We start from the raw sequence: 20,424 nt of genomic DNA, 5'->3' as shown, positions 1-20,424 counted from the left end.
CAGACAATGCCTGCGTGGGGGATTTTCCGAGCCATCTCGTGACCGCGCCGGCCCGTCCGCGATTCGGACGTTTCCGGGCGTCCGTGATCGGGGTGTTCGTGCTCGGCCTGTGCGCGCTCCTGGCCGGCGGGGCGGCCGCACCGGCCCTGAACTCGCCGGCCTTCCTGATCGCCGGGATGAACGAGATCCCGTCACCGCCGCAGGGCACCTCCTGGGCGGCCGCCCCGCGCGAGTCCGGTGGCCTGCGCATGGTCGCCAGCTCGGACGGGCAGAAGTTCGAGCTGCACACGGCCGGGGGCGACCGCACCTTCCTGCCCGGCGTCGACCTGGGCGACACCACGCCCGGCCACCTGCCCGGCGAGGGCGCGATCTCGGCCGCGCAGTATCGGGCCTGGTTCGCGGCCATGGACTGGCTCGGCCTGCGCGTGGTCCGGGTCTACCAGATCCACCCGCCGGCGTTCTACGAGCAGCTGGCCGCGTGGAACGCCGACAACCCGGAGCGGCCGCTCTACCTGGTGCAGGGCGTCTCGCTGCCCGACCAGACGTACGTCGAGAAGAAGAACCTCTTCGACAAGACGGTGACCACCGCGTTCCGTCAGGAGTTGCAGGCGGCGGCCCGGGTGGTGACCGGCGATTTCCGCCGTACGACCGTGCCCGGCCGGGCCGGCGGCACGTGGGACACCGACGTCACGCCGTGGCTGATCGGCTGGGTGATCGGCGACGAGATCGACCCGGCCGCGGCCGCCGCGTCGGACGAGCGCAACGCCGACGTGCCCCGCTTCGCCGGGAAGTACTTCCGGAACACGCCCAAGTCGACGCCGACCGAGCGCTGGCTCGCGGCCCGGATGAACGACCTGGCCGGATACGTCGCCGGGCACGGGGTGAGCCAGCCGATCGCCTTCGTCAACTGGCCCACGACCGATCCGCTGCGCCACCCGCAGGAGCCGCTCGAGCAGGAGGACCGGCTCGGGATCGACGCCAACCACGTGCTGCCCACCGCGGACTGGCCGGCCGGGACGTTCGCCAGCTACCACGCCTACCCGTTCTATCCGGACTTCCTGCGCAACGAGCCCAAGCTGATCTCGTACGAGTACGGCGGACGCCTCGACCCGTACGCGGGATATCTCGCCGACCTGCGTAGACACCACCCGACCATGCCGACTCTGATCACCGAGTTCGGGGTGCCGTCGTCGATCGGATCGGCCCACAACGCCCCGCTCGGCCGTTCGCAGGGCGACCACAGCGAGCAGGACGCGATGCAGATCAACGCCGACCTGCTGCGCATGATCCGCGACCAGGGGCTCGGCGCCGGCTTCGTGTTCAGCTGGATGGACGAGTGGTGGCGCTACACCTGGAACACGGCCGGCACCCAGGATCCGGGCCGCCGCCAGCTCTGGCACGACCCGCTGACCAACGAGCAGGCCTTCGGGGTGCTCGCGATGGACGCCGACGGGCAACCCGACGCGGCGAACCAGCAGCTCTTCGACGGTGACGGCTGGCCGGCCCGGGACGTCGACGCGCGGGTCGACGAGGAGTACCTGAACCTGAAGATCAAGCTCGGGGACTCGGCGCCGGGCACCATGATGGTCAACTTCGACGTGCTGCCCGGGGTCACCGGCGCCCCGATGCCCGGGAGCGCCGACCGGCGGCCGGACGCGGTGTTCGCCCTCAACCTCGTCGGGCACAGCGGTCAGGCGTACGTGCGCAATCAACTCGATCCGATGAAGCTGGACTTCTCGGTGCCGGCGTCCGACCGGGGCCCGGCGCCGGACGGCTGGAAGCCCATCGAGCTGGTCGTGAGCCGGGCGCTGACCGACCCCAAGCGGGGCATCAAGCTGCCGGTGGAGCTGCAGAACGTGGGCCAGATCCGCTACGGATCGTGGGATCCGGCCCAGGACGAGTCGGACAGCCGGGCGCTCTGGCATCTCGACGGCGACGACCTGACCGTCCGGGTGCCGTGGTCGATGCTGGCCTTCGCCGACCCGTCGGCCCACCGGGTGGCCGTGCCGAAGGACGGCAAGCTGACCACCCAGGTCAGCCCCGGGGTCACCGTGTCGCTCACCTCGTCCGGCACCGACCAGGCGATCGGCCAGGTCAAGTGGCCGGACTGGACCCGGCCCTACTACACCGAGCGGCTCAAGCAGGGTGCCGCGAAGCTGCGGGACGCGGCGCTGGCTACCGCCCGGAACGACTGACGGTCAGCAGGCCCACGCCGCCCGCGACCAGCAGCGCACCCAGGGCCACCAGGATCAACGGATTACTGCCGGGCCGGTACGGCTGGGGATAGCTCGCGCCCCAGCAGTAGACCTGGCCGGCCTCAGTCAGCGCACACGTGCTGTCCCCGTCGGCGACCAGTTGCACGACCTTGCCGTCGAGCCCGACCTCGACGAGCCCGTCCCCGGCCCGCCCGTCGGCTCCGGCCGGGCTCGCGGCCACGGACAACGCCACCACGACGGCCAAGATCGCCACTACCCGCCGCGTGATCTTCATGCAAGCATTATGACCGTTTTATACGCTTTCGGGGTTCTTCGACACGCCTCGCCCGGCCGAGGTCGCCTCGGCCAGCACCGAGGTCGCCGTGATGGTGTCGGCCGCGGTCACCGTCGCGAAGCCGGCCACCTCGCTCGCGCCCAGCCGGGACGTCCCGAGCGTGCCCGGTCCCAGGGTCGAGGCCAGCGCGATGGCCGCCCCCAGTGCCACGATGCCGGTGCGCCGCTGCCAGCCTGCCGTCAGGTGCTTCGTCATCTGCGTCATGACCAAGACCTTCCCGGCGTACGGTGTCAGGCGGCTGTGCGAAAACGATGCCGTTCCTGTGGGTCCAACACACAGGTGGTACACAGGAAGCGAAAAGCAAGCGCATAGCGTGGCCCATGACAGTAGGGGCATGACGATGGCGAACGCAGATTCCAGCACCGACCTCCGCCGCCCCGACGGAGGTCCCGTCCGGGTCCTCGTGGTCGACGACGAGCCGACGCTGGCCGAACTGCTCTCGATGGCCCTGCGCTACGAGGGCTGGGACGTCAAGAGCGCGGGCGACGGGCAGACCGCCGTGCGCACCGCTCGCGAGTTCCGTCCCGACGCCGTCGTCCTCGACATGATGCTGCCCGACATCGACGGGCTCGAGGTGCTGCGCCGGCTGCGCGGTGAGTCGCCCGAGGTGCCGGTGCTGTTCCTGACGGCCAAAGACTCGGTGGAAGACCGGATCACCGGCCTGACCGCCGGCGGCGACGACTACGTGACCAAGCCGTTCAGCCTGGAAGAGGTCGTGGCCCGGCTGCGGGGGCTGATGCGCCGGATGGGCCACTCCCCGATGCGTACGGACTCGCAATTGATCGTGGGGGACCTCTCGCTGGACGAGGACAGCCACGAGGTGCGCCGGGCGGGCGACCTGGTCACGCTGACCGCCACCGAGTTCGAACTGCTGCGCTATCTGATGCGGAACCCGCGCCGGGTGCTGAGCAAGAGCCAGATCCTCGACCGGGTGTGGAACTACGACTTCGGCGGCCAGGCCAACGTCGTCGAGCTGTACATCTCGTACCTCCGCAAGAAGATCGACGCCGGCCGCGCCCCGATGATCCACACGATGCGCGGGGCGGGCTATGTCCTCAAGCCAGCCGACTGAGATGGCCGTCATCCACCCCTCGCGCTGGCGCAGCCCCGCGGGCTGGCCGCTGCGTACCCGGATCGTGGCCATCATCATGGTCCTGCTCACGATCCTCGGCCTCGCCGTCGGCGGCACCGCGTTCTTCTTCCTCCGCAACACGCTCTACGCCCAGGTCGACGCGAAACTCGAGGTCACCGGCCGGGGTCCGGGCGGCGGGCCGTTCGGCTCGTACGACGCCGACCACCCGTTCCGCGGTGCCGAGCCCGGCTCGATCACGATCTTCTACACCAGCGCCACCGACGTGCAGGGTGGCCAGGTCGTCACGTACACCAACACCGACGGCAACCCCGACACCAAGTACCAGACGCTCAGCGACGTCGCCGCGGCCGAGCTGATCGCCGTGCCCACCGACGGCACGAAGGAGAACATCAGCCTCGACGGGCTGGGCTCGTTCCGGGTCACCGCCGAGACGACCAGCAGCGGGATCGTCCGGGTCACCGCGCTGTCGCTCAAGAACACCAACTTCACGCTGCTCCGGGTAGCAATGGTCACCGGCGGGGCGGTGCTGATCACCCTGGGCATCGCCGGGTGGGCCGGCGCCCTGATCGTGCGCCGCACCCTGGCCCCGCTCGACCGGGTCGCGGCCACCGCGACCAACGTCTCCGAGCTCCGGCTCGACCGCGGCGAGGTGCGGCTGGCCCAGCGGGTGCCCGACGCCGACACCGACCCGCGCACCGAGGTCGGCCAGGTCGGCGCCGCGCTCAACCAGATGCTCGACCACGTCGGCAACGCCCTCGAGGCCCGGCACGCCAGTGAGATGCAGGTACGCCAGTTCGTCGCCGACGCCAGCCACGAGCTGCGTACGCCGCTGGCCGCGATCCGCGGGTACGCCGAACTCAGCCGTCGCAGCCGGGCCCCGATACCGGACGAGATCGCGCACGTGCTCAACCGGGTCGAGTCCGAGGCCAAGCGGATGACCGGCCTGGTCGAAGACCTGCTGCTGCTCGCCCGCATCGACGCCGGTCGCCCGCTGGCCCACGACCCGGTCGACCTGACCATGCTCGTGGTCGACACGGTCAGCGACGCCCACGCGGCCGGCCCACGGCACTTCTGGCAGCTCGACCTGCCCGAGGAGCCGGTGATCGTGATCGGCGACGGCGCGCGGCTGCACCAGGTGCTGGCCAATCTGCTGGCCAACGCGCGTACGCACACCCCCGAGGGCACCTCGGTGACGGTCGCGGTCACCTCGACGCTCGACTCGGCCGTCGTGCACGTCATCGACAACGGCCCCGGCATCCCGTCCGAGCTGCAGCCGAAGATCTTCGAGCGGTTCGCGCGCGGCGACAGCTCGCGCTCGCGGGCCGCCGGGAGCACCGGCCTCGGGCTGTCGATCGTGGCCGCCGTGGTGCAGTCGCACCAGGGCCGTGTCTCGGTCGAGAGCGCGCCGGGCCGCACCGTCTTCAGCGTCGTACTGCCGCTAGGTCCGGCCGCCGTCCCACCAGCTGAGCAGTTGGCCGAGTTGGCGCCACCCACGGTCTGAGGCGCTATGCTGTCCGACGTGACTCCGAAGTTCTATTGGTTTACGAGGCCGGCTCCCGCCGGTGCCTCAGCCATGTCCTTCGACTGAGACACCACGCCAGAGCCGGCCGGGCAGCGACACGACGTCGCTGCCTTTTTGTTTGCCGGCACTCAGGGTGGGCGCCGGCGGAGAAGTGGAGACCACCGTGACTGCCCCCGAGGTTCAGCGCGTTCGTGACCAGCGCATCGAGGCCGTCGTCCCGCTGATGAGCCCCGCGCTGCTGCACCACGAGCTGCCGCTGACGAGCGAGTTGCACGACACCGTGCTGGAGGGCCGCCGCCAGGTCGAGGACGTGCTCAATGGCCGAGATCCCCGGCTGCTGGTCGTCGTCGGCCCGTGTTCCGTGCACGACCCGGTCGCGGCCGGCGAATACGCCTCGTTACTGGCCGGCGCCACCGAGCGTTTCTCCGACGACCTGCTGATCGTGATGCGCGTGTACTTCGAGAAGCCGCGCTCCACCGTCGGCTGGAAGGGCCTGATCAACGACCCGGCTCTGGACGGCACCGGCGATGTCGGCACCGGCCTGCGGATCGCCCGGCGGCTGCTGCTCGACATCGTCGGCCGGGGGCTGCCGACCGCCGTCGAATTCCTCGACCCGATCACGCCGCAGTACATCGCCGACACCGTGAGCTGGGGCGCGATCGGAGCCCGTACGGTGGAATCGCAGGTGCACCGGCAGCTCGCCTCGGGACTGTCGATGCCGATCGGGATGAAGAACCGCCCCGACGGCAGCATCGCCACCGCGATCGACGCGATCCACGCGGCCGAGGTGCCGCACGTCTTCCCCGGCATCGACTACTCGGGCACGCCGGCCATCCTGCACACCTCCGGCAACCCGGACACGCACCTGGTGCTGCGCGGCGGCGGGGGCAAGCCCAATTACAGCGCATCCGACGTCGACGCTGCGCTTGCTCTTCTGCGGGCCGCATCCCTTCCCGAGCGTCTGGTGATCGACTGCTCGCACGGCAACAGCAACAAGGACCACCTGCGCCAGCCGATCGTCGCCGACGACGTGGCCCAGCAGATGGAGGCCGGGCAGCGCGGCATCAGCGGCGTGATGCTGGAGAGCTTCCTGGTGCCCGGCCGCCAGGACCTGGGCGGATCACTGGTCTACGGCCAGTCGGTGACCGACGCGTGCATGGGCTGGGACCCGACCGTCTCCGTACTGGAGCGGCTCGCGTCGGCCTCGGCCAAGCGGCGCGCGACTCACAGCTGATCTTTCCTACAGCTGACCTTTGACCGGCCGGTCGACGACTCACAGCTAGCGCACAGTACCGGCATAACGGCGGGACAGGGCCCGCGCCGACAGTTATCGAGGTAAAGATCCGCCACTTAGTGGAGAGCCTCGATGACGACGACGTTGCCCGTCCCGCCGCCGGTCGCGCCCGACCTGCCGACGCCACCGCCGGTCCGGCACCGTTCCCGCGTCCAGCGTTTCTTCCTGGGAAGCGGCGCCGACCCGTCCTGGGTCCGCCCGTCCCTTCTCGCCCTGCTCGTGCTCACCGGAGTCCTCTACATCTGGGGTCTCGGCAAGAACGGCTGGGCCAACGCGTTCTACTCGGCCTCCGTGCAGGCCGGGTCGGAGAGCTGGAAAGCGTTCTTCTTCGGCTCCTCGGACGCGGCCAACTCGATCACGGTCGACAAGACGCCCGGTGCGCTGTGGCCGATGATGCTCTCGGCCCGGATCTTCGGCGTCAACTCGTGGAGCATCCTGGTGCCGCAGGCACTCATGGGCGTGGCCAGCGTCGGCCTGCTTTACGCCACGGTCAAGCGCTGGTTCGGCCCGGCCGCGGGTCTGCTCGCGGGTGCGGTGCTCGCGCTCACCCCGATCGCCGTGCTGATGTTCCGCTTCAACAACCCGGACGCACTGCTCGTGCTGCTGATGGTGGCCGGTGCGTACGCGACCACGCGCGCCATCGAGAACGGCTCGACCAAGTGGATCGTGCTGGCCGGGATGTTCGTCGGCTTCGGATTCCTGGCCAAGATGCTGCAGGCGCTGCTCGTGGTGCCCGCGTTCGCGCTCGCCTACCTGTTCGCCGGGCCGCCCAAGCTGGGCAAGCGCATCTGGCAGCTGCTGCTCTCGGGCCTGGCCGTAGTGGTGTCGGCCGGCTGGTACATCGCGATCGTCGAACTGGTGCCGGCCTCGATGCGGCCCTACATCGGCGGCTCGCAGAACAACAGCATCCTCGAGCTCACCCTCGGCTACAACGGCCTGGGCCGACTCAACGGCAACGAGACCGGCAGCGTCGGCGGTGGTGGAGGCGGCGGCACGGGCACCGGAATGTGGGGCTCGACCGGCCTGACCCGCATGTTCGACTCCTCGCAGGGTGGCCAGATCTCGTGGCTGCTCCCGGCCGCACTGATCCTGCTGGTGGCGGGCCTGGTCCTCACCGCCCGCCGGGCCCGGACCGACCGGCAGCGCGCCGGGCTGATCCTGTGGGGCGGCTGGCTGCTGATCACCGGCCTGGTGTTCAGCTTCATGCAGGGCATCTTCCACGCGTACTACACGGTGGCGCTGGCGCCGGCGGTCGGCGCGGTGGTCGGCATGGGGGCGGTGCTGCTGTGGCGTCACCGCAGCAACGTCTTCGCGACGATCACACTGGCCGCGACGGTGGCGGTCAGCGCCTGGTGGTCGTATCACCTGCTGGCCCGCAGCGCCGACTTCCTGCCCTGGCTGCGCTGGGTCGTGCTGGTCGGCGGGCTGGTCGGGGCGGTGGCGCTGCTCGGCACCCTGCGGCTGCCGGCTCGGGTGGCTGCGGTGGCGGCCGGGGTTTCGCTGGCGGCGGTGCTGGCCGGGCCGGCCGCGTACGCCGTGCAGACCGCGTCCGAGGCGCACACCGGCTCGATCCCGTCGGCCGGGCCGGCAACGTCCGGCGGCTTCGGCGGCCCTGGCGGTCGCGGCGGTCGAGGTGGTTTCGGTGGAGGTGGCTTCCCCGGCGGCGGTGGCTTCCCCGGCGGCGGCCAGGGCGGTTTCCCCGGCGGCGGCTTCGGCGGCAACAACCAGGGCGGCACCTCTCAAGGCGGCACCGCTCAAGGCGGCACCGCTCAAGGCGGCACCGCTCAAGGCGGCACCGCTCAGGGTGGCGGCTTCCCGGGCGGCAACGGTGGTGGCGGCATGCGGGGCGGCGGTGGCGGCGCCGGCGGCCTGCTCGACGCCGCAACGGTCAGCGACGAGATGAAGTCCCTGCTCGAGGCGAACGCCGACCAGTACACCTGGGCCGCGGCCGCAGTCGGCTCCCAGAACGCCTCCGGTTACCAGCTCGCGACCGGCGACCCGGTCATGGCAGTCGGCGGCTTCAACGGCAGCGACCCGTCCCCCACCTTGGCCCAGTTCCAGCAGTACGTGGCCGAGGGCAAAATCCACTACTTCATCGGCGGTGGCGGCTTCGGCGGCGGCCGCAGCAACTCGGGCGGCAGCAGCGCCAGCTCCGAGATCGCCACCTGGGTGTCCGAGAACTTCACCGCCCAGACCGTCGGCAGCACCACGGTCTACGACCTGACCCAGCCCACGACAACAACAACCGCCTAGCACGTTCCCGGCCGAGCGCCCGCCCATCCACAATCACGCTCCATCCACAGGGCGCTCGGCCAAGATCCCCCAATTCCCCCACAATGGATGCGGGGGCGCCCCCTTGGGAGGGCGGGGTCTGATTGGGCTCGACTTCAAGATCGGCCGGCTTCCGGAAGGGCGCCGGCCGATTCGTGTTTTGCAGGTCACACCGCCTCACAGCGACGGCACAGGAGCGCCATAAATCGTGCTCAGGCGGCTCGATCATGGTTGTCGCATGAGCCTTTCGACGCAGCCCTCGACGGCCGGGACGCCGACCCGATTCGATTCCCCGGTGCTCGACGTGGTCGTGCCCGTCTACAACGAGGAGAGCGACCTCGAGCCCTGCGTTCGGCGGCTGCACGCGTACCTGCGAACGTATTTTCCCTACCGCTTCCGCATCACGATCGCCGACAACGCCAGCACCGACTCGACGGCGAGTGTGGCGCACTGGCTGGCCGGCGAGTTCGCTGAGGTCGAGTGGGTGCACCTGCCGGAGAAGGGGCGCGGGCGGGCTCTGAAGTATGTGTGGACCCACTCCGACGCGGCCGTGCTGGCCTACATGGATGTGGACCTGTCGACCGATCTGGGTGCGCTGCTGCCCCTGGTCGCCCCGCTGATCAGCGGGCATTCCGACCTGGCCATCGGCTCCCGGCTGGCCCGTGGGTCGCGGGTCGTGCGCGGGGCGAAGCGGGAGTTCATCTCGCGCAGCTACAACCTGATCCTGCGGGGCACGCTGGCCGCCCGGTTCTCCGACGCGCAGTGCGGGTTCAAGGCGATCCGGTCGGACGTGGCCGAACGACTGCTGCCGATGGTCGAGGACACCGGCTGGTTCTTCGACACCGAGATGCTGGTGCTGGCCGAGCGGGCCGGGCTGCGGATCCACGAGGTGCCGGTCGACTGGGTGGACGACCCGGACAGCCGCGTCGACATCGTGTCGACGGCGGTGGCCGACCTGAAGGGGATCGTGCGGCTGTTGCGCGCGTTCGGGTCGGGTCGTCTGCCGCTGGCCACGCTGCGCGATCAGCTGGGCCGCAACCCGCTGCCGGTCGAGGGGGTTCCGGCCGGGCTGACCGGGCAGCTGATCCGGTTCGCTGCCGTCGGGGCGGCGAGCACGCTGGCCTACCTGGCCCTGTACGCGTTGTTGCGGCTGGGCCTGGGTCCACAGTGGGCGAATTTCGTGGCGCTGCTGGTCACCGCGATCGCCAACACCGCGGCCAACCGCCGGCTGACGTTCAAGGTGCGGGGCAACGACGGCGCGTGGCGTCACCAGGCGCAGGGTCTGATCGTCTTCGGGATCGGGCTGGGGCTGACCAGCGGGGCACTGGCGTTGCTGGGATCGCTGCACTCGGCGCCGACCAAGCCGGTCGAGCTGACCGTCCTGATCCTGGCCAACCTGCTGGCCACCGCGGTCCGCTTCCTGCTCCTGCGGATCTGGGTGTTCCGTTCCCGCCAGGAGAGACGACAGGAAGCCAGGGCCTGAGCACCGCCGAAGTCGTGCCCGCGACGGAGGGCACCCCCGGCCTCAGGCCCCAGGAAAGGCGGCGCCAACTCTCACCGGCGTCGCCTTTCCGCCTGCATGGAGGTCAGCGCCGGTTTCAGTGCAGAGGCGGGAACTCGTCGGGGGTGACGCGGCGCGGCCGGCTCAGCGGACGGCGCCGGTTTCAGTGCAAAGGCGGAAGCTCGTCGGGCGTGATGCGGCGCGGCCGACCCGGCGGACGGCGCAATACGGCTGCGGCGATCACCAGGATGGCGAAGAAGGCCGCGGCCGCGGCGGCGACCCACCAGCCGAGCACGGCGAGGATCACGGCCGCGGTCCAGATGACCACGGCGGTGAGCACCAGCGACAAAGACGGGCGTTTGGGGCGCGGAGCTTCGAGTCGGCCGCTGGTCATGCGGGCACAGAACTCGGGGTCGTCACGCCTCAGCTGACGCTCCAACTGTGCCAGCCGTCGGCTGTCTTCCCTGCTCAACATGTCGCCACCTCCGGTCGGCCCGCGGCCATCCCGATCGACCGGCACGCACCCCGATCAATGCCATTGTTACTCACGCGTTGCCTTTCGGATACCTCCAGATTGCCGCAGTTATTCGAAGACGACCTTGACCTCGGGGACCTCGCGAGCCCGCGCGACCTCAACCGACTCCTTCTCGACCTGTTTGCGGCGAGCGGCGGACAGCGACCCGAATGTCGTAATCGTCAGATCCACCCGCTTCTTGCCGGACATCTTGGCTCGCCAGACCCCGGCCACCTCGCCGTCGACGAGCAGCGCGCCCGGATTGCCGAGAATGCGCCAAACCTCCTTCTGCTGCTCACGATCGGGCACCAGGACGTCGCGATCGCGGGCCTGCAGCAGCGGGTCCATCGGCGGGACGAATCGGACGCCCGGCACCGGGCCGGCCGCCTCCAGAGCGTCGACCGCGTCGGCCGGCAGCCAGACCTTGCGACCCTCCACAGTCACCTGGGTCAGCCGGTCGTCGGGCCAGACGGATTTCATCTCGGCGGTCGAGCTGCCCAGATATTTCCCCACCTCGAGCGGACCGGCCGGGCCCAGGAAGCGCAGATAGCTCAGGGTCAGCTCGTCGGCGCCGGCGTTCTTCTTCGGCATGGGCGGCGCGTTGCGCAACGGGCCGAGCATCGCGTCGCGCCCGCGTGACTGCACCTCGACGCCGCCGGCCAGCCCGGAGTGCTGCCAGATGTTGCCGGCGATGTGCCGCGCCCGGCAACTGCGGCACTCGTACGTCAGCGCCTCCGGCACCCGCTGGCTGACCTCGGTGCTCACCTCGCCGCGGGGCATCGGCTCCTTGACCACGTCGCGGAAGGCCTGGGCGGTGACCCGGAACGCCTCGAGACCGAGTTTCGCGCCCTCGGGAATCTGGCCGCTCTTGATGCGCGCCGCCGCGTCGGCGTCGCTGATCGGCCACAGCTGCCGGACGAGCGTCTTCAGGTCGGCGCGACGATGCAGGTGGGGTGCCCCGCGCGCGGCCCAGACGGTGACCAGCCGGTCGTCGGCGGCGTCGGCGCTGGTGCGGGCGGCCAGCGCGACCTGGGCCGAGCCGGGCGTGTATTCCTGCACCCCGAGATCGAGGACGGGCAGGTCGGCGGGCCGGGCCGAGCCGCGTTCGGCGAGACCCAGCGTGGCCACCCGGTAGGCCATCACTTGCGCACGATCGACGTCGACCACGGCACCCCCTCGTCCAAGTGCTCCGCGCCGAGGTGGGAGCTCCGGCCCCACACCGGCAAAGAGCCTAGGTGCGACGACCGTACCGCCGGGCGGCGACATTTTTCAGACGATCACGGCGCGTGCCGGCCTGACCCTCGACGAGTTCCCAGGTGTCGAGCCGGCTCGAGCCGTACGGGCCCTCTTGCAGGATGGGCGGTTCGCCGGTGAGCCGATAACCGCAGCGCTGGGCCACGGCGGCGCTTCCGGCGTTTCGGGCGTCGATGCGCAGGAGCAGCCGGTTGAGATGGAGACTGCTGCGGGCGTACGCGGAAAGAAGTGACAAAGCACCCGACGCGAGCCCTCGTCGCCGTTCCTGCGCGTCGACGAGATAGCCCAGTTCGGCCTCGCGCAGGCCGAGGTCGACGCCGAACAGGGTGACCTCGCCGAGCGGGCGCGCGCCGTCGGTCGTGATCGCGAGCTGGATGCGGCGGCCGCCGACCCGGCTCTGATAGCAGCGCTTCAGATAGTCGATGCCCGCCTCGACGTCGAACGGCGACGGCATCGGCGACCACCGGGCGATCTCGGGTTCGTCGAGCATGCGGACCAGGTCGTCGAGGTCTTCGGACCGCCATTCGCGCAGGATGATGCCGTCCCCCGTCAGTGTGAGCGGATAGGGCAGACGGCTGGCGGCCATGATTGAATCCTGCCCGTAAGGACCGGTTGCGGCCAGTAGCGCAGCATATGAAGCCGGTGAGGGATTGGTCATGCCGACAACGTCGGATAGTCGCTACCGTCCCGAGGCGAATCGCGAGATGATGCGGATCTTGCACACTCCGTAGTTGACCAATGTGGAGGGTTGCCGGATCGGGTGATCGGCGTAGTCGTAACGTTGACGGCGTGGAGGAACAGACCACGACCTCCCGGCGGGGCGAGACCTACGCGGGGCGATCGCGCGAGGAGCGGGCCAACGAGCGACGCGAACGGATCGTGGCGTCGGCGGTGCACCTGTTCGGCACGCGGGACTACGACGACGTCACCGTGGCCGACATCTGCGCCGGGGCAAAGGTGTCCAAAAGATACTTCTACGAGCATTTCGATGATCGGGCCGACCTGCTGCTGCGGGTGAACCGTGAACAGAACGAGTGGCTGCTGCGCGGCGTCGGGCGGGCCGTGCCCGAGCGGCCGGCCAGCCTGGAAGAGCTGTTCGGGGCGGCGCTGCACACGCTGGTCGAGATGCTGGCCAGTCATCCGGAGAGCGCCCGCGTCATCTACGTGAACGCACCCCGGATGGAGACCCGGCGGCGCGGCGTGCTGCGCGAGGACGCCCAGTTCGTGGCGGCCGTGCTCGAGCGCGCGGTGGGCAAACCCGACGATCCGGTCGGCTACCAGCGGACGCTGCTCGCGCTGGTCTCCGGGCTCAGCGAGGTGATCATCGACTGGATCTCGCACGACATGGCCGGCGACCCGGGCGAGCTGGCCGACCACCTGACCCGGATCGCCGTGGCCCTGACCAGCACGATCAGACCCGCCTTGCCGTGATCCCGACGGCCGGCCCCGACGGTCAGAGCCGCTGGGCCGTGATTTCGACGCCGGCCACCCGCAACCGCTCGACCAGCACGTCGCCGAGGGCCGTGGCCGGCGTCAGCACACCGCCGCCCGACGGCGGCAGGGCGTCGCGATCGTGCACCAGGGCCAGGGCCGACTCGGCGAGCATGACCGAGGTCGCGCCGTAACCGGGATCGCCCTGGGCCCGGAAGCGCGCCTTGTAGCGGGCCCCGGTCGTCGTGGTGGTGAAGAAGTCCATCGTGAAGTAGCCGTCGCGCTGGGAGCGCTCGCTCGGGCCGGTGCCCGGCTTGGGCAGCAGCTTGTCGAGCACGAAACGCGTCGGCGGCAGCATCAGGCCGGCCATCAGGGCGCCGAAGCCCAGCTTGACGCCGTTCGCCACGACCGGTGAGAGCGGCGAACTGCCGACGCTCATCAGTTCGCGGTATCGGAAGCTGCGGCCGTATCGGAAATCGGTCAAAGCGTTGCTGCGGCGGACAACCCGCGTGTTGTACGACGCCATGAAGAACGGCGCGAGGGTGCCGCGCAGAGACGGGTGCACCTCGGCGCCGCGGACCGTGGCGGTGTCGCCCTGACGGCCCAGCTCGGGCTCGGCGGTGCGGTCGGGGCTCAGCGAATAGGGGCTGGCGGCCACCCGGCGCAGGCCACGATCCTCTTTGACCACGTCGAGCTGGTGGCGCATCGAGTCGATCGTGCCGCCGCTGATCCCGCCGCGCATGCTGGTCACGACCATGGTGGTGTCGGCCAGCTCGCCGGCGCCGTCGGCCGCGGCCTGCTGCGCGAGCACGTGCACGCCGAGGTCGGACGGGATCGAGTCGAAGCCGCAGGAGTGCACGATGCGGGCCCCGGTGCGGACCGCCGTCTCGTGGTTGGCGTCGATGCTGTGCCGAGCGAAGAGCACCTCGCCGGTGAGGTCGACGTAGTCGGTGCCCGCCTCGGCACAGGCCGCCGCCAGCGCCTTACCGTATTTGAGATAGGGACCCACTGTGGTCACGACGACCCGCGTCGACGCGGCCAGCTCGGCCAGCGCCTCGGTTTCGTCGGCGTCGGCCACGACGATCGGCCAGTCGACGCCGAGCTTGTCGCGTACGGCGGCCAGGCGCTGCTCGGAGCGGCCGCCCAGGGCGAGCCGGGTGCCGGCCGGGGCGTGCTCGGCGAGGTAGCGGGCGGTCACCACGCCGACGAATCCGGAGGCTCCGTAGACGACGATATCGTGATCACGTGCGGGGTCGGTCATGGTTCTGGATTCTGCATCAGAGCCCCGGAAGCCGCTCGGCGGGTTAGTCTCGATCCGTTTGATCCCATACCGATCCGGCCGGTGCCGGGCCCGTGGAGGCCCAGGCCCGGCCCGGTCCGCGCATCGCGGACACCGCGGGCGGCAACGCCGAATCCTGCCACCGCCCGACGGGACTCACACCCATGGCATGGAGCGGGGGACCCACGTTCCTCGGCGCGTCCGCGCGCCTCGGGGTGAAGCCGCAGAACGACGGCGGCCGGGCGCCTCAGCCCGAACCCGACAGCTGACCTCGCAGGCGTGGAGGGACCACTGTCATGGCACGAGTCTGCACATCTGCCCGCATCGTTTTCGCCCTGGCCGCCGCCCTGATCGGGCCGCTTGCGGCCGCACCACCGGCCTCGGCCGGACCGGACGTCAACTGGGACGCGATCGCCGAGTGCGAATCCGGCGGTAACTGGGGCATCAACACCGGCAACGGCTATTACGGCGGCCTGCAGTTCAGCCGCAGCACGTGGCGCGCCTACGGCGGATCCCGTTTCGCCCACACCGCCGACGACGCCACCCGAGCCGAACAGATCGCGATCGCCGAGCGCGTCCGCGACGGTCAGGGCCTGGGCGCGTGGCCCACCTGCGGCCGGCGCGCCTCGTCGACCAAGGAGTATGACGTCGCCGAGGCGAAAGAGGCGAAGCCCGTCGCTGCGCCTGCTAAGGGCAGCGTCTACACCGTGCGCCCGGGCGAAACCCTCGCCCTCATCGCGGAGCGCATCAGCTTCCCGGGCGGCTGGCGCGCCCTCTATCGCCTCAACCAGGCCACTCTGTCCAGCCCGCATCGCATCTATCCCGGCCAGCCTCTGTCACTGCTGTGACGACGAGCCGGGGCTGACGAACTCGGGCTGGTCGAGAACGCGCAACCAGGAGCCGTCGGGCTGACGACGGACGACCTGGGCCCGGGCGCCGGCGCCGTCGCTCGGCGGCGTCGACGTCAGGGCCAGGTCACCGCTGATCAGCGTGGGCAGCGGCGGCTCGGGCGTGAACTCGGGCATGTGCGGCAGCGCCTCGGCCCAGAGGCGCTGGATCGCAGCCCGGCCGACCGTCTGCTCACCCGGCGGATAGGCCATCACGGCATCCTCTTCGTAGAGCAGCGCCAGCCCCTCAGCGTCTTTGGCGTTGGCCCGCTCGACGAAGAGGCGGGTCAGGTCTTCGGGACGTTGTGCATTCTCACGTTCGGTCATGGCTCCACCCTGCCCGGGCCCGATCCACAAGTCCAACGCATAGTTCTTATGGGAACTAGAATCCGCAGTCATGGAACTGCGTCAGCTCGAGTACTTCGTGACCGTCGCCCGGGAGGCCAACTTCACCCGGGCCGCCGAGCGCGTCCGGATCAGCCAGTCCGGCGTGAGTTCCCAGGTCAAGGCGCTGGAGCACGAGATCGGCGCGCCCCTGTTCGACCGCTCCGGACGAACCGCGCGCCTGACCGAGGCCGGCGTCGCCGCGCTGCCCTGGGCCCAGGCCGCCTTGGACGCCGCCGCGGAGATGCGGCAAGCGGTCGACGAGGTGCGCGGGCTGGTCCGTGGGCAGCTCACGGTCGGCATGGTGACGGGTTGCGAGATCAAACCGCTCTTCGCGGCGCTCGCCGGTTTCCGCCGCGACCATCCGGCGATCGAGCTGGACCTGATCGAGGACAACTCCGACCGGCTCGTCGCCGGGATCCGAGCCGGCACTGTGGACATCGCCCTGGTCGGAGTGGCCGGCGAGCCTCCGGAGCATCTGCGGTCAGAGGTCATCGTCAGCGAGGGCCTGGTGGCGCTGGCCCCGCCGGACACCGAAGCCGCCCGCCGGGAGCGGATGACGCTGCTCGACCTGATCGGCTATCCCCTGGTCACCCTGCCCGAGGGCACCGGGATCCGGGCTGTCCTGGACGAATCGTGCCTGGCCGGGAAGCTGATCCCGGACGTGGCGCTGGTCGCGTCGGCGCCCGGCGCGGTGGCCGAGCTCGCCTCCCGGGGGCTGGGCCTGGGCGTGCTGAGCGAGTCCATGGCCACCGCTTTCCCGCAGCTCAAGGCCATTCCGATCGAGGGTGTACGGATCCCCGCGCTGCTCGCCCTGGTCTGGCGCCCGCGCCCCAGCCCCGCCCTGACCGCCCTGCTCCCGCACCTGATGACGGCCTTCGCGACGGAGTCAGACTGAGGACAACTCGATGGACGAGTCAGCCAGCCGCTTCGGGTCGACCACGGCACGAGAGCGGATCAGGTCGCCGATCTGGTCGGCCACGTCCCACACGTTGACGTTCATGCCCGCGGCGACCCGGCCGTCGACCAGCCAGAACGCGATGAACTCACGACCCGCGACATCGCCCCGCACGACCACCTCGGCGTCGGCCGGGGCCACGCCCGTGTATTCCATGCCGAGGTCGTACTGGTCGGTGAAGAAATAGGGCAGGCGGTCGTACGCGACCGGTTGCCCCAGCATCGCGCGGGCGGCGGCCTGTCCGGTGTGGATGGCGACGTCCCAGTGCTCGACGCGGATCCGCCGGCCGAGGAAGGCGTGTTCGACGGCGGCGATGTCGCCCGCCGCGAAGATGGCCGGGTCGCTGGTCGCGAGGCTCGGCGAGACCAGCACGCCGTCGTCGGTGGCGAGCCCGGCGCCGGACGCCAGGGCGACGTTCGGGGTCACGCCGACACCGGCGATCACCACGTCGGCGGGCAGGCGGGTGCCGTCGGCCAGCACGACCTCGGTCGGGGTCACCTCGGTGACGTGGGTGCCGAGCCGCAGTTCGGTGCCGTGCGCGCGGTGCAGGTCGGCGAACATCTGGCCCATCTCGTCGCCGAGCACGTTCTGCAGCGGCAACGCACCGGTGCCGACCACGGTCACCTCGGCTCCGCGGGTGCGGGCGGCGGCCGCGACCTCGAGACCGATCCAACCGGCGCCGACGACCACCACACGTGTGGAGGCGGTGACGGCGGCCGAGATCCGGTGCGAGTCTTCCAACGTACGGAGAAGGAAGGCTCTTTCTCCGCCCGGCACCGGAAGGGGGCGCGGGCTCGAGCCGGTCGCGAGCAGCAGACGCTCGTACGGGATATCGTCGCCCCCTGCCGTCCGCACCACCCGGGCGTCGCGGTCGATCGCGGTGACGGTGACGCCGAGCCGCAGGTCGACGTTGTGATCGTCGTACCACTCCTGGGTGTGGACGAACACGCTCTCCGGCTCGTCGGTGCCGAGCAGCAGGCCCTTGGAGAGCGGCGGACGCTCGTACGGGCGATCGGTCTCGGCCGCGATCAGCGTGACCGGACCGTCGAAGCCCTCACCGCGCAGGGTCTCCACCGCTTTGGCGCCGGCCAGGCCACCGCCCACCACCACGTAGGTCATGACGCTCCTCCTCGCGGGTCGATATGGATCTTCGGTGCCGCGCCGCTCCGCCGTCCGGCCAGCACGTCGGCCGCTTCGTCCAGTCCGACCGTCTCGGCGACCAGGGGACGAGGATCAACTGCTTTCGACGCGTACGCCTCGATGGTCTCACCGAGTCCGCCCGAAGCGCTCAAAATGCCCACCAGAGTGAGATCTTTGAGTACGGCCTGACGGGTGTCCACGAGGGATGGCTCGCCCGAGATGCCGATGCACACGACCCGCCCACCGGGCTCGACCCGGTCGACCGCGAACGCCGGCAGCGACGCCGCGTTGGTCGCATCGATGATCGCGTCGAACGGCGTCGACGGCAGCTCGTCGCGGGTCCAGGCGTCGGTGAAGCCCAGCTCACGCGCGAAGGCGAGCGACTCCACGGTCGCGCCGAGCAGGTGGACGTCGGCACCGCGGGCACGGGCGAACATCGCCGCCAGCAGACCGATCGTGCCCGGACCCATGATCAGCACGGACTTGCCGGGCGCCGGGTCGGCCGCCCGGACCGCGCGCAGGGCGTTGCCGCCGGGCTCGACCAGCGCACCGAGCGTCGGGCCGACCGCATCGGGCAGCGCGAACAGCGCCTTGGCGGGCACGGGCAGCTTCTCGGCCAGCGCGCCCGGCCAGCCGTGCCGGATGCCGATCTCGTAGCGGTCGGCACACAGGTGCTGGCGACCGTGGGTGCAGCGCTCGCAGTGGCCGCAACCGAGCATCGTGTCGCCGGTGACGCGCCGGCCGAGCCAGCCCCGGTCGACGCCGTCGCCCACGGCCGAGACGACGCCGCACCACTCGTGGCCGATGCGCACCGGGTACGCCGCGTCGCCGCTGGCCAGATAGGCCATGTCACCGCTGAGGAACTCCATGTCGGTGCCGCAGACACCGGCCCGTTCCACGTCGACGACCACCTGACCGGCCCCGGCCACCGGCGGATCGACCTCGACGACCTCGGACCGGCCGGGCCCGGTGATCACGAATGCGCGCATGCCGTCAGTCTGCCCCGCTGAGCGATCATGCGGCCGTGATGCCGCCTACAGTCAGCTCGCGGATCATCCGGGCCATCTCGGCCGGCCCGTGCGGGAAGCCGGCCCGCACCCACCAGCCGAGGGTCCCGACCAGGGCGCTGGCGTGATATTCGGCGGCCACGTCGACCGGGAGTCGCAGCTCGTCGTGGGTGCAGAGGTGTTCCCGCATCACCTCGAAGATCATCGGGTGCAGGTGGGCGGTGCCGACCGCGCGATAGATCTGCGGGTGCCGGAAGGCGTGCTCGAAGATCAGGGTGAGGGGTTTGAGCGGGTCGCCCGACTGGCCGTCGGTGTGACTGCCGTCGTGGCTTTGCGGGCCCAGCAGGCTCAGCTCTCGGGCCAGGTCTTCGCGGAGGTCTTCGAAACACGACCCGAACAGGGCGTCCTTGTCGCGGTAGTGCGCATAGAAGGTCGAGCGGCCGATGTCGGCCCGATCCAGTACGTCGCGCACGGTCACCCGCTCGTAGCCGCGCTCGACGATCAGCTCGATCAGCGCCTTACGCAGGGCCGCCTGGGTGCGGCGGACCCGCCGATCTCCGTTTCCGGCCATTTTCGCTCCCCTGTGCGGTTCGGGACTGATGGGCGAGTCCGCGCGTTGACCGCCCTGACGATAACCGAACACGATGTTCGGAAGCGAACATTGAGTTCAGGAGTAGATCATGGCATTCACCCACGCCGACCAGTACGACCGGCACGCCCTGCGCCTCGGCCGCAAGCTCTACGCCCGCGTGGTGGCCGACGCCCACGCCCTGGACCTGCCGCCCGGCACCCGGGTCCTCGACGTCGGGACCGGCCCCGGACGGGTCCCGCGCGCGCTGGCCCAGGTCGAACCCGGCTGGACCATCGACGGCGTCGACCTCTCACCACAGATGATCGAGCACGCCCGGAGCCAGAACTCCGGCGTCACCTTCACGGTCGGCGACGTGGCCGACCTCCCCTACCCCGACGCGACCTTCGACCTGATCGTCTCGACGCTGAGCCAGCACCACTGGTCTAATGTGGACGGCGGCCTGCGCGACCTGCGCCGGGTGCTCCGGCCGGGCGGCCGCCTCTGGATCTACGACGTGCGCTGGAGCCTGTTCCGAGCCACGCGAACCGCCGGGCAGCTCTTCACCGACGTCCGCCGCGAGCCGGTACGCCTGACCCACTGGCCGTTCCCGCTGGTCGCCCGCCTGAACGGCCACGTCCCCGCCTAGGTTCTGTCTCGCGGATCAAGTCCGTCGGGGACGGCGCGTAGCCAGTCGAGCATCTCGACCAGGTCGAGGGTGGCTTGATAGTGAGCGCCGAGTTTGTCGTAGCGGGTGGCCACACCGCGCCA

At 70.5% G+C, this 20,424-nt stretch carries 20 protein-coding genes and 1 riboswitch; of the genes, 10 read left to right on the top strand and 10 right to left on the bottom strand.

Going from position 1 to position 20,424, the window contains the following annotated elements:
* Positions 1 to 14: 14 nt before the first annotated feature.
* Positions 15 to 2,195 carry a hypothetical protein gene (locus KOI35_RS34055; protein WP_215792821.1) on the top strand — a complete coding sequence of 727 codons (2,181 nt, stop codon included), beginning with the start codon at positions 15 to 17 and terminating at the stop codon, positions 2,193 to 2,195.
* On the opposite strand, the gene KOI35_RS34050 is transcribed toward KOI35_RS34055, so the two are convergent.
* Positions 2,176 to 2,490: an RCC1 domain-containing protein gene (locus KOI35_RS34050; protein WP_215792820.1), complete on the bottom strand. Its 315-nt coding sequence runs from the start codon at positions 2,488 to 2,490 to the stop codon at positions 2,176 to 2,178. The two genes, KOI35_RS34055 and KOI35_RS34050, sit on opposite strands and share 20 nt — an antisense overlap.
* A gap of 18 nt (positions 2,491 to 2,508) precedes the next feature.
* Positions 2,509 to 2,754 (bottom strand): hypothetical protein, encoded by a 246-nt coding sequence (locus KOI35_RS34045; protein ID WP_215792819.1) that lies wholly within the window; start codon positions 2,752 to 2,754, stop codon positions 2,509 to 2,511.
* 130 nt (positions 2,755 to 2,884) lie between these two features.
* Here KOI35_RS34045 and KOI35_RS34040 point away from each other — a divergent pair, with 130 nt between their 5' ends.
* From KOI35_RS34040 to KOI35_RS34020, 5 genes are all read left to right on the top strand, one after another.
* Positions 2,885 to 3,622, top strand: coding sequence for a response regulator transcription factor (locus KOI35_RS34040; RefSeq protein ID WP_215792818.1), 738 nt, complete (start codon positions 2,885 to 2,887; stop codon positions 3,620 to 3,622).
* A 76-nt stretch (positions 3,623 to 3,698) separates the two neighbouring features.
* Positions 3,699 to 5,144 (top strand): sensor histidine kinase, encoded by a 1,446-nt coding sequence (locus tag KOI35_RS34035; RefSeq protein WP_438870645.1) that lies wholly within the window; start codon positions 3,699 to 3,701, stop codon positions 5,142 to 5,144.
* Between the two features lie 184 nt (positions 5,145 to 5,328).
* Entirely contained in the window at positions 5,329 to 6,399 is a 1,071-nt protein-coding gene (locus KOI35_RS34030) for a 3-deoxy-7-phosphoheptulonate synthase (RefSeq protein WP_215792816.1), read from the top strand.
* Positions 6,400 to 6,531: 132 nt separating this feature from the next.
* The gene (locus tag KOI35_RS34025) at positions 6,532 to 8,712 is read left to right on the top strand and encodes an ArnT family glycosyltransferase (RefSeq protein WP_215792815.1); all 2,181 of its coding nucleotides are present in this window, start codon (positions 6,532 to 6,534) and stop codon (positions 8,710 to 8,712) included.
* A 256-nt stretch (positions 8,713 to 8,968) separates the two neighbouring features.
* Positions 8,969 to 10,213: a bifunctional glycosyltransferase family 2/GtrA family protein gene (locus tag KOI35_RS34020; protein WP_215792814.1), complete on the top strand. Its 1,245-nt coding sequence runs from the start codon at positions 8,969 to 8,971 to the stop codon at positions 10,211 to 10,213.
* Between the two features lie 181 nt (positions 10,214 to 10,394).
* Here KOI35_RS34020 and KOI35_RS34015 read toward each other — a convergent pair whose 3' ends face one another.
* The 3 genes from KOI35_RS34015 to KOI35_RS34005 form a co-directional block, all read right to left on the bottom strand.
* The gene (locus tag KOI35_RS34015; RefSeq protein WP_215792813.1) at positions 10,395 to 10,706 is read right to left on the bottom strand and encodes a DUF3040 domain-containing protein; all 312 of its coding nucleotides are present in this window, start codon (positions 10,704 to 10,706) and stop codon (positions 10,395 to 10,397) included.
* 108 nt (positions 10,707 to 10,814) lie between these two features.
* A complete protein-coding gene (locus tag KOI35_RS34010) occupies positions 10,815 to 11,912 on the bottom strand; it encodes a DNA glycosylase AlkZ-like family protein (RefSeq protein ID WP_308121275.1) in 1,098 nt (365 codons plus the stop codon).
* Positions 11,913 to 11,976: 64 nt separating this feature from the next.
* Complete coding sequence (locus KOI35_RS34005; protein ID WP_215792812.1) at positions 11,977 to 12,585, bottom strand: GNAT family N-acetyltransferase; 609 nt, start codon at positions 12,583 to 12,585, stop codon at positions 11,977 to 11,979.
* A 203-nt stretch (positions 12,586 to 12,788) separates the two neighbouring features.
* Here KOI35_RS34005 and KOI35_RS34000 point away from each other — a divergent pair, with 203 nt between their 5' ends.
* A complete protein-coding gene (locus KOI35_RS34000; protein WP_308121274.1) occupies positions 12,789 to 13,430 on the top strand; it encodes a TetR/AcrR family transcriptional regulator in 642 nt (213 codons plus the stop codon).
* Between the two features lie 22 nt (positions 13,431 to 13,452).
* Here KOI35_RS34000 and KOI35_RS33995 read toward each other — a convergent pair whose 3' ends face one another.
* A complete protein-coding gene (locus tag KOI35_RS33995) occupies positions 13,453 to 14,691 on the bottom strand; it encodes a saccharopine dehydrogenase family protein (protein WP_215792810.1) in 1,239 nt (412 codons plus the stop codon).
* Between the two features lie 135 nt (positions 14,692 to 14,826).
* Positions 14,827 to 15,004: riboswitch (cyclic di-AMP (ydaO/yuaA leader) on the top strand.
* A 1-nt stretch (position 15,005) separates the two neighbouring features.
* Here KOI35_RS33995 and KOI35_RS48575 point away from each other — a divergent pair.
* Positions 15,006 to 15,557 (top strand): LysM peptidoglycan-binding domain-containing protein, encoded by a 552-nt coding sequence (locus KOI35_RS48575; protein WP_215792809.1) that lies wholly within the window; start codon positions 15,006 to 15,008, stop codon positions 15,555 to 15,557.
* Here the strand turns inward: KOI35_RS48575 and KOI35_RS33985 are convergent.
* Positions 15,546 to 15,923, bottom strand: a complete 378-nt coding sequence (locus KOI35_RS33985) for a YybH family protein (RefSeq protein ID WP_215792808.1) — start codon at positions 15,921 to 15,923, stop codon at positions 15,546 to 15,548. The two genes, KOI35_RS48575 and KOI35_RS33985, sit on opposite strands and share 12 nt — an antisense overlap.
* Positions 15,924 to 15,993: 70 nt before the next feature.
* Here KOI35_RS33985 and KOI35_RS33980 point away from each other — a divergent pair, with 70 nt between their 5' ends.
* Positions 15,994 to 16,878: a LysR family transcriptional regulator gene (locus KOI35_RS33980; protein ID WP_215792807.1), complete on the top strand. Its 885-nt coding sequence runs from the start codon at positions 15,994 to 15,996 to the stop codon at positions 16,876 to 16,878.
* Here the strand turns inward: KOI35_RS33980 and KOI35_RS33975 are convergent.
* Genes KOI35_RS33975 through KOI35_RS33965 form a run of 3 tightly spaced genes read right to left on the bottom strand, consistent with a single transcriptional unit; the run spans position 16,870 to position 19,656 of the window.
* On the bottom strand, positions 16,870 to 18,057 hold the full coding sequence (locus tag KOI35_RS33975; protein WP_215792806.1) for an NAD(P)/FAD-dependent oxidoreductase: 1,188 nt from the start codon (positions 18,055 to 18,057) through the stop codon (positions 16,870 to 16,872). The genes KOI35_RS33980 and KOI35_RS33975 overlap by 9 nt on opposite strands.
* The gene (locus KOI35_RS33970) at positions 18,054 to 19,067 is read right to left on the bottom strand and encodes a zinc-dependent alcohol dehydrogenase (protein WP_215792805.1); all 1,014 of its coding nucleotides are present in this window, start codon (positions 19,065 to 19,067) and stop codon (positions 18,054 to 18,056) included. The genes KOI35_RS33975 and KOI35_RS33970 overlap by 4 nt, the downstream gene beginning before the upstream one ends.
* A gap of 25 nt (positions 19,068 to 19,092) precedes the next feature.
* The gene (locus KOI35_RS33965; RefSeq protein ID WP_215792804.1) at positions 19,093 to 19,656 is read right to left on the bottom strand and encodes a TetR/AcrR family transcriptional regulator; all 564 of its coding nucleotides are present in this window, start codon (positions 19,654 to 19,656) and stop codon (positions 19,093 to 19,095) included.
* Between the two features lie 109 nt (positions 19,657 to 19,765).
* Here KOI35_RS33965 and KOI35_RS33960 point away from each other — a divergent pair, with 109 nt between their 5' ends.
* A complete protein-coding gene (locus tag KOI35_RS33960; RefSeq protein WP_215792803.1) occupies positions 19,766 to 20,302 on the top strand; it encodes a class I SAM-dependent methyltransferase in 537 nt (178 codons plus the stop codon).
* The last annotated feature ends 122 nt before the right edge of the window (positions 20,303 to 20,424 follow it).

It is taken from the genome of Paractinoplanes bogorensis, from assembly GCF_018829635.1.
GTDB lineage: Bacteria > Actinomycetota > Actinomycetes > Mycobacteriales > Micromonosporaceae > Actinoplanes > Actinoplanes bogorensis.
Note: the sequence above shows the minus strand (reverse complement) of the source record. Positions and strands in the feature narration are given on the sequence as shown.

What these genes read in the sequence shown, in the direction of transcription:
- KOI35_RS34050 (WP_215792820.1), bottom strand. Translation starts at nt 2,490, where the DNA reads ATGAAGATCACGCGGCGGGTAGTGGCGATCTTGGCCGTCGTGGTGGCG.
- KOI35_RS34045 (WP_215792819.1), bottom strand. Translation starts at nt 2,754, where the DNA reads ATGACGCAGATGACGAAGCACCTGACGGCAGGCTGGCAGCGGCGCACC.
- KOI35_RS34040 (WP_215792818.1), top strand. Translation starts at nt 2,885, where the DNA reads ATGACGATGGCGAACGCAGATTCCAGCACCGACCTCCGCCGCCCCGAC.
- KOI35_RS34035 (WP_438870645.1), top strand. Translation starts at nt 3,699, where the DNA reads ATGGTCCTGCTCACGATCCTCGGCCTCGCCGTCGGCGGCACCGCGTTC.
- KOI35_RS34025 (WP_215792815.1), top strand. Translation starts at nt 6,532, where the DNA reads ATGACGACGACGTTGCCCGTCCCGCCGCCGGTCGCGCCCGACCTGCCG.
- KOI35_RS34020 (WP_215792814.1), top strand. Translation starts at nt 8,969, where the DNA reads ATGAGCCTTTCGACGCAGCCCTCGACGGCCGGGACGCCGACCCGATTC.
- KOI35_RS34015 (WP_215792813.1), bottom strand. Translation starts at nt 10,706, where the DNA reads ATGTTGAGCAGGGAAGACAGCCGACGGCTGGCACAGTTGGAGCGTCAG.
- KOI35_RS34005 (WP_215792812.1), bottom strand. Translation starts at nt 12,585, where the DNA reads ATGGCCGCCAGCCGTCTGCCCTATCCGCTCACACTGACGGGGGACGGC.
- KOI35_RS33995 (WP_215792810.1), bottom strand. Translation starts at nt 14,691, where the DNA reads ATGACCGACCCCGCACGTGATCACGATATCGTCGTCTACGGAGCCTCC.
- KOI35_RS48575 (WP_215792809.1), top strand. Translation starts at nt 15,006, where the DNA reads ATGGCACGAGTCTGCACATCTGCCCGCATCGTTTTCGCCCTGGCCGCC.
- KOI35_RS33985 (WP_215792808.1), bottom strand. Translation starts at nt 15,923, where the DNA reads ATGACCGAACGTGAGAATGCACAACGTCCCGAAGACCTGACCCGCCTC.
- KOI35_RS33980 (WP_215792807.1), top strand. Translation starts at nt 15,994, where the DNA reads ATGGAACTGCGTCAGCTCGAGTACTTCGTGACCGTCGCCCGGGAGGCC.
- KOI35_RS33975 (WP_215792806.1), bottom strand. Translation starts at nt 18,057, where the DNA reads ATGACCTACGTGGTGGTGGGCGGTGGCCTGGCCGGCGCCAAAGCGGTG.
- KOI35_RS33970 (WP_215792805.1), bottom strand. Translation starts at nt 19,067, where the DNA reads ATGCGCGCATTCGTGATCACCGGGCCCGGCCGGTCCGAGGTCGTCGAG.
- KOI35_RS33965 (WP_215792804.1), bottom strand. Translation starts at nt 19,656, where the DNA reads ATGGCCGGAAACGGAGATCGGCGGGTCCGCCGCACCCAGGCGGCCCTG.
- KOI35_RS33960 (WP_215792803.1), top strand. Translation starts at nt 19,766, where the DNA reads ATGGCATTCACCCACGCCGACCAGTACGACCGGCACGCCCTGCGCCTC.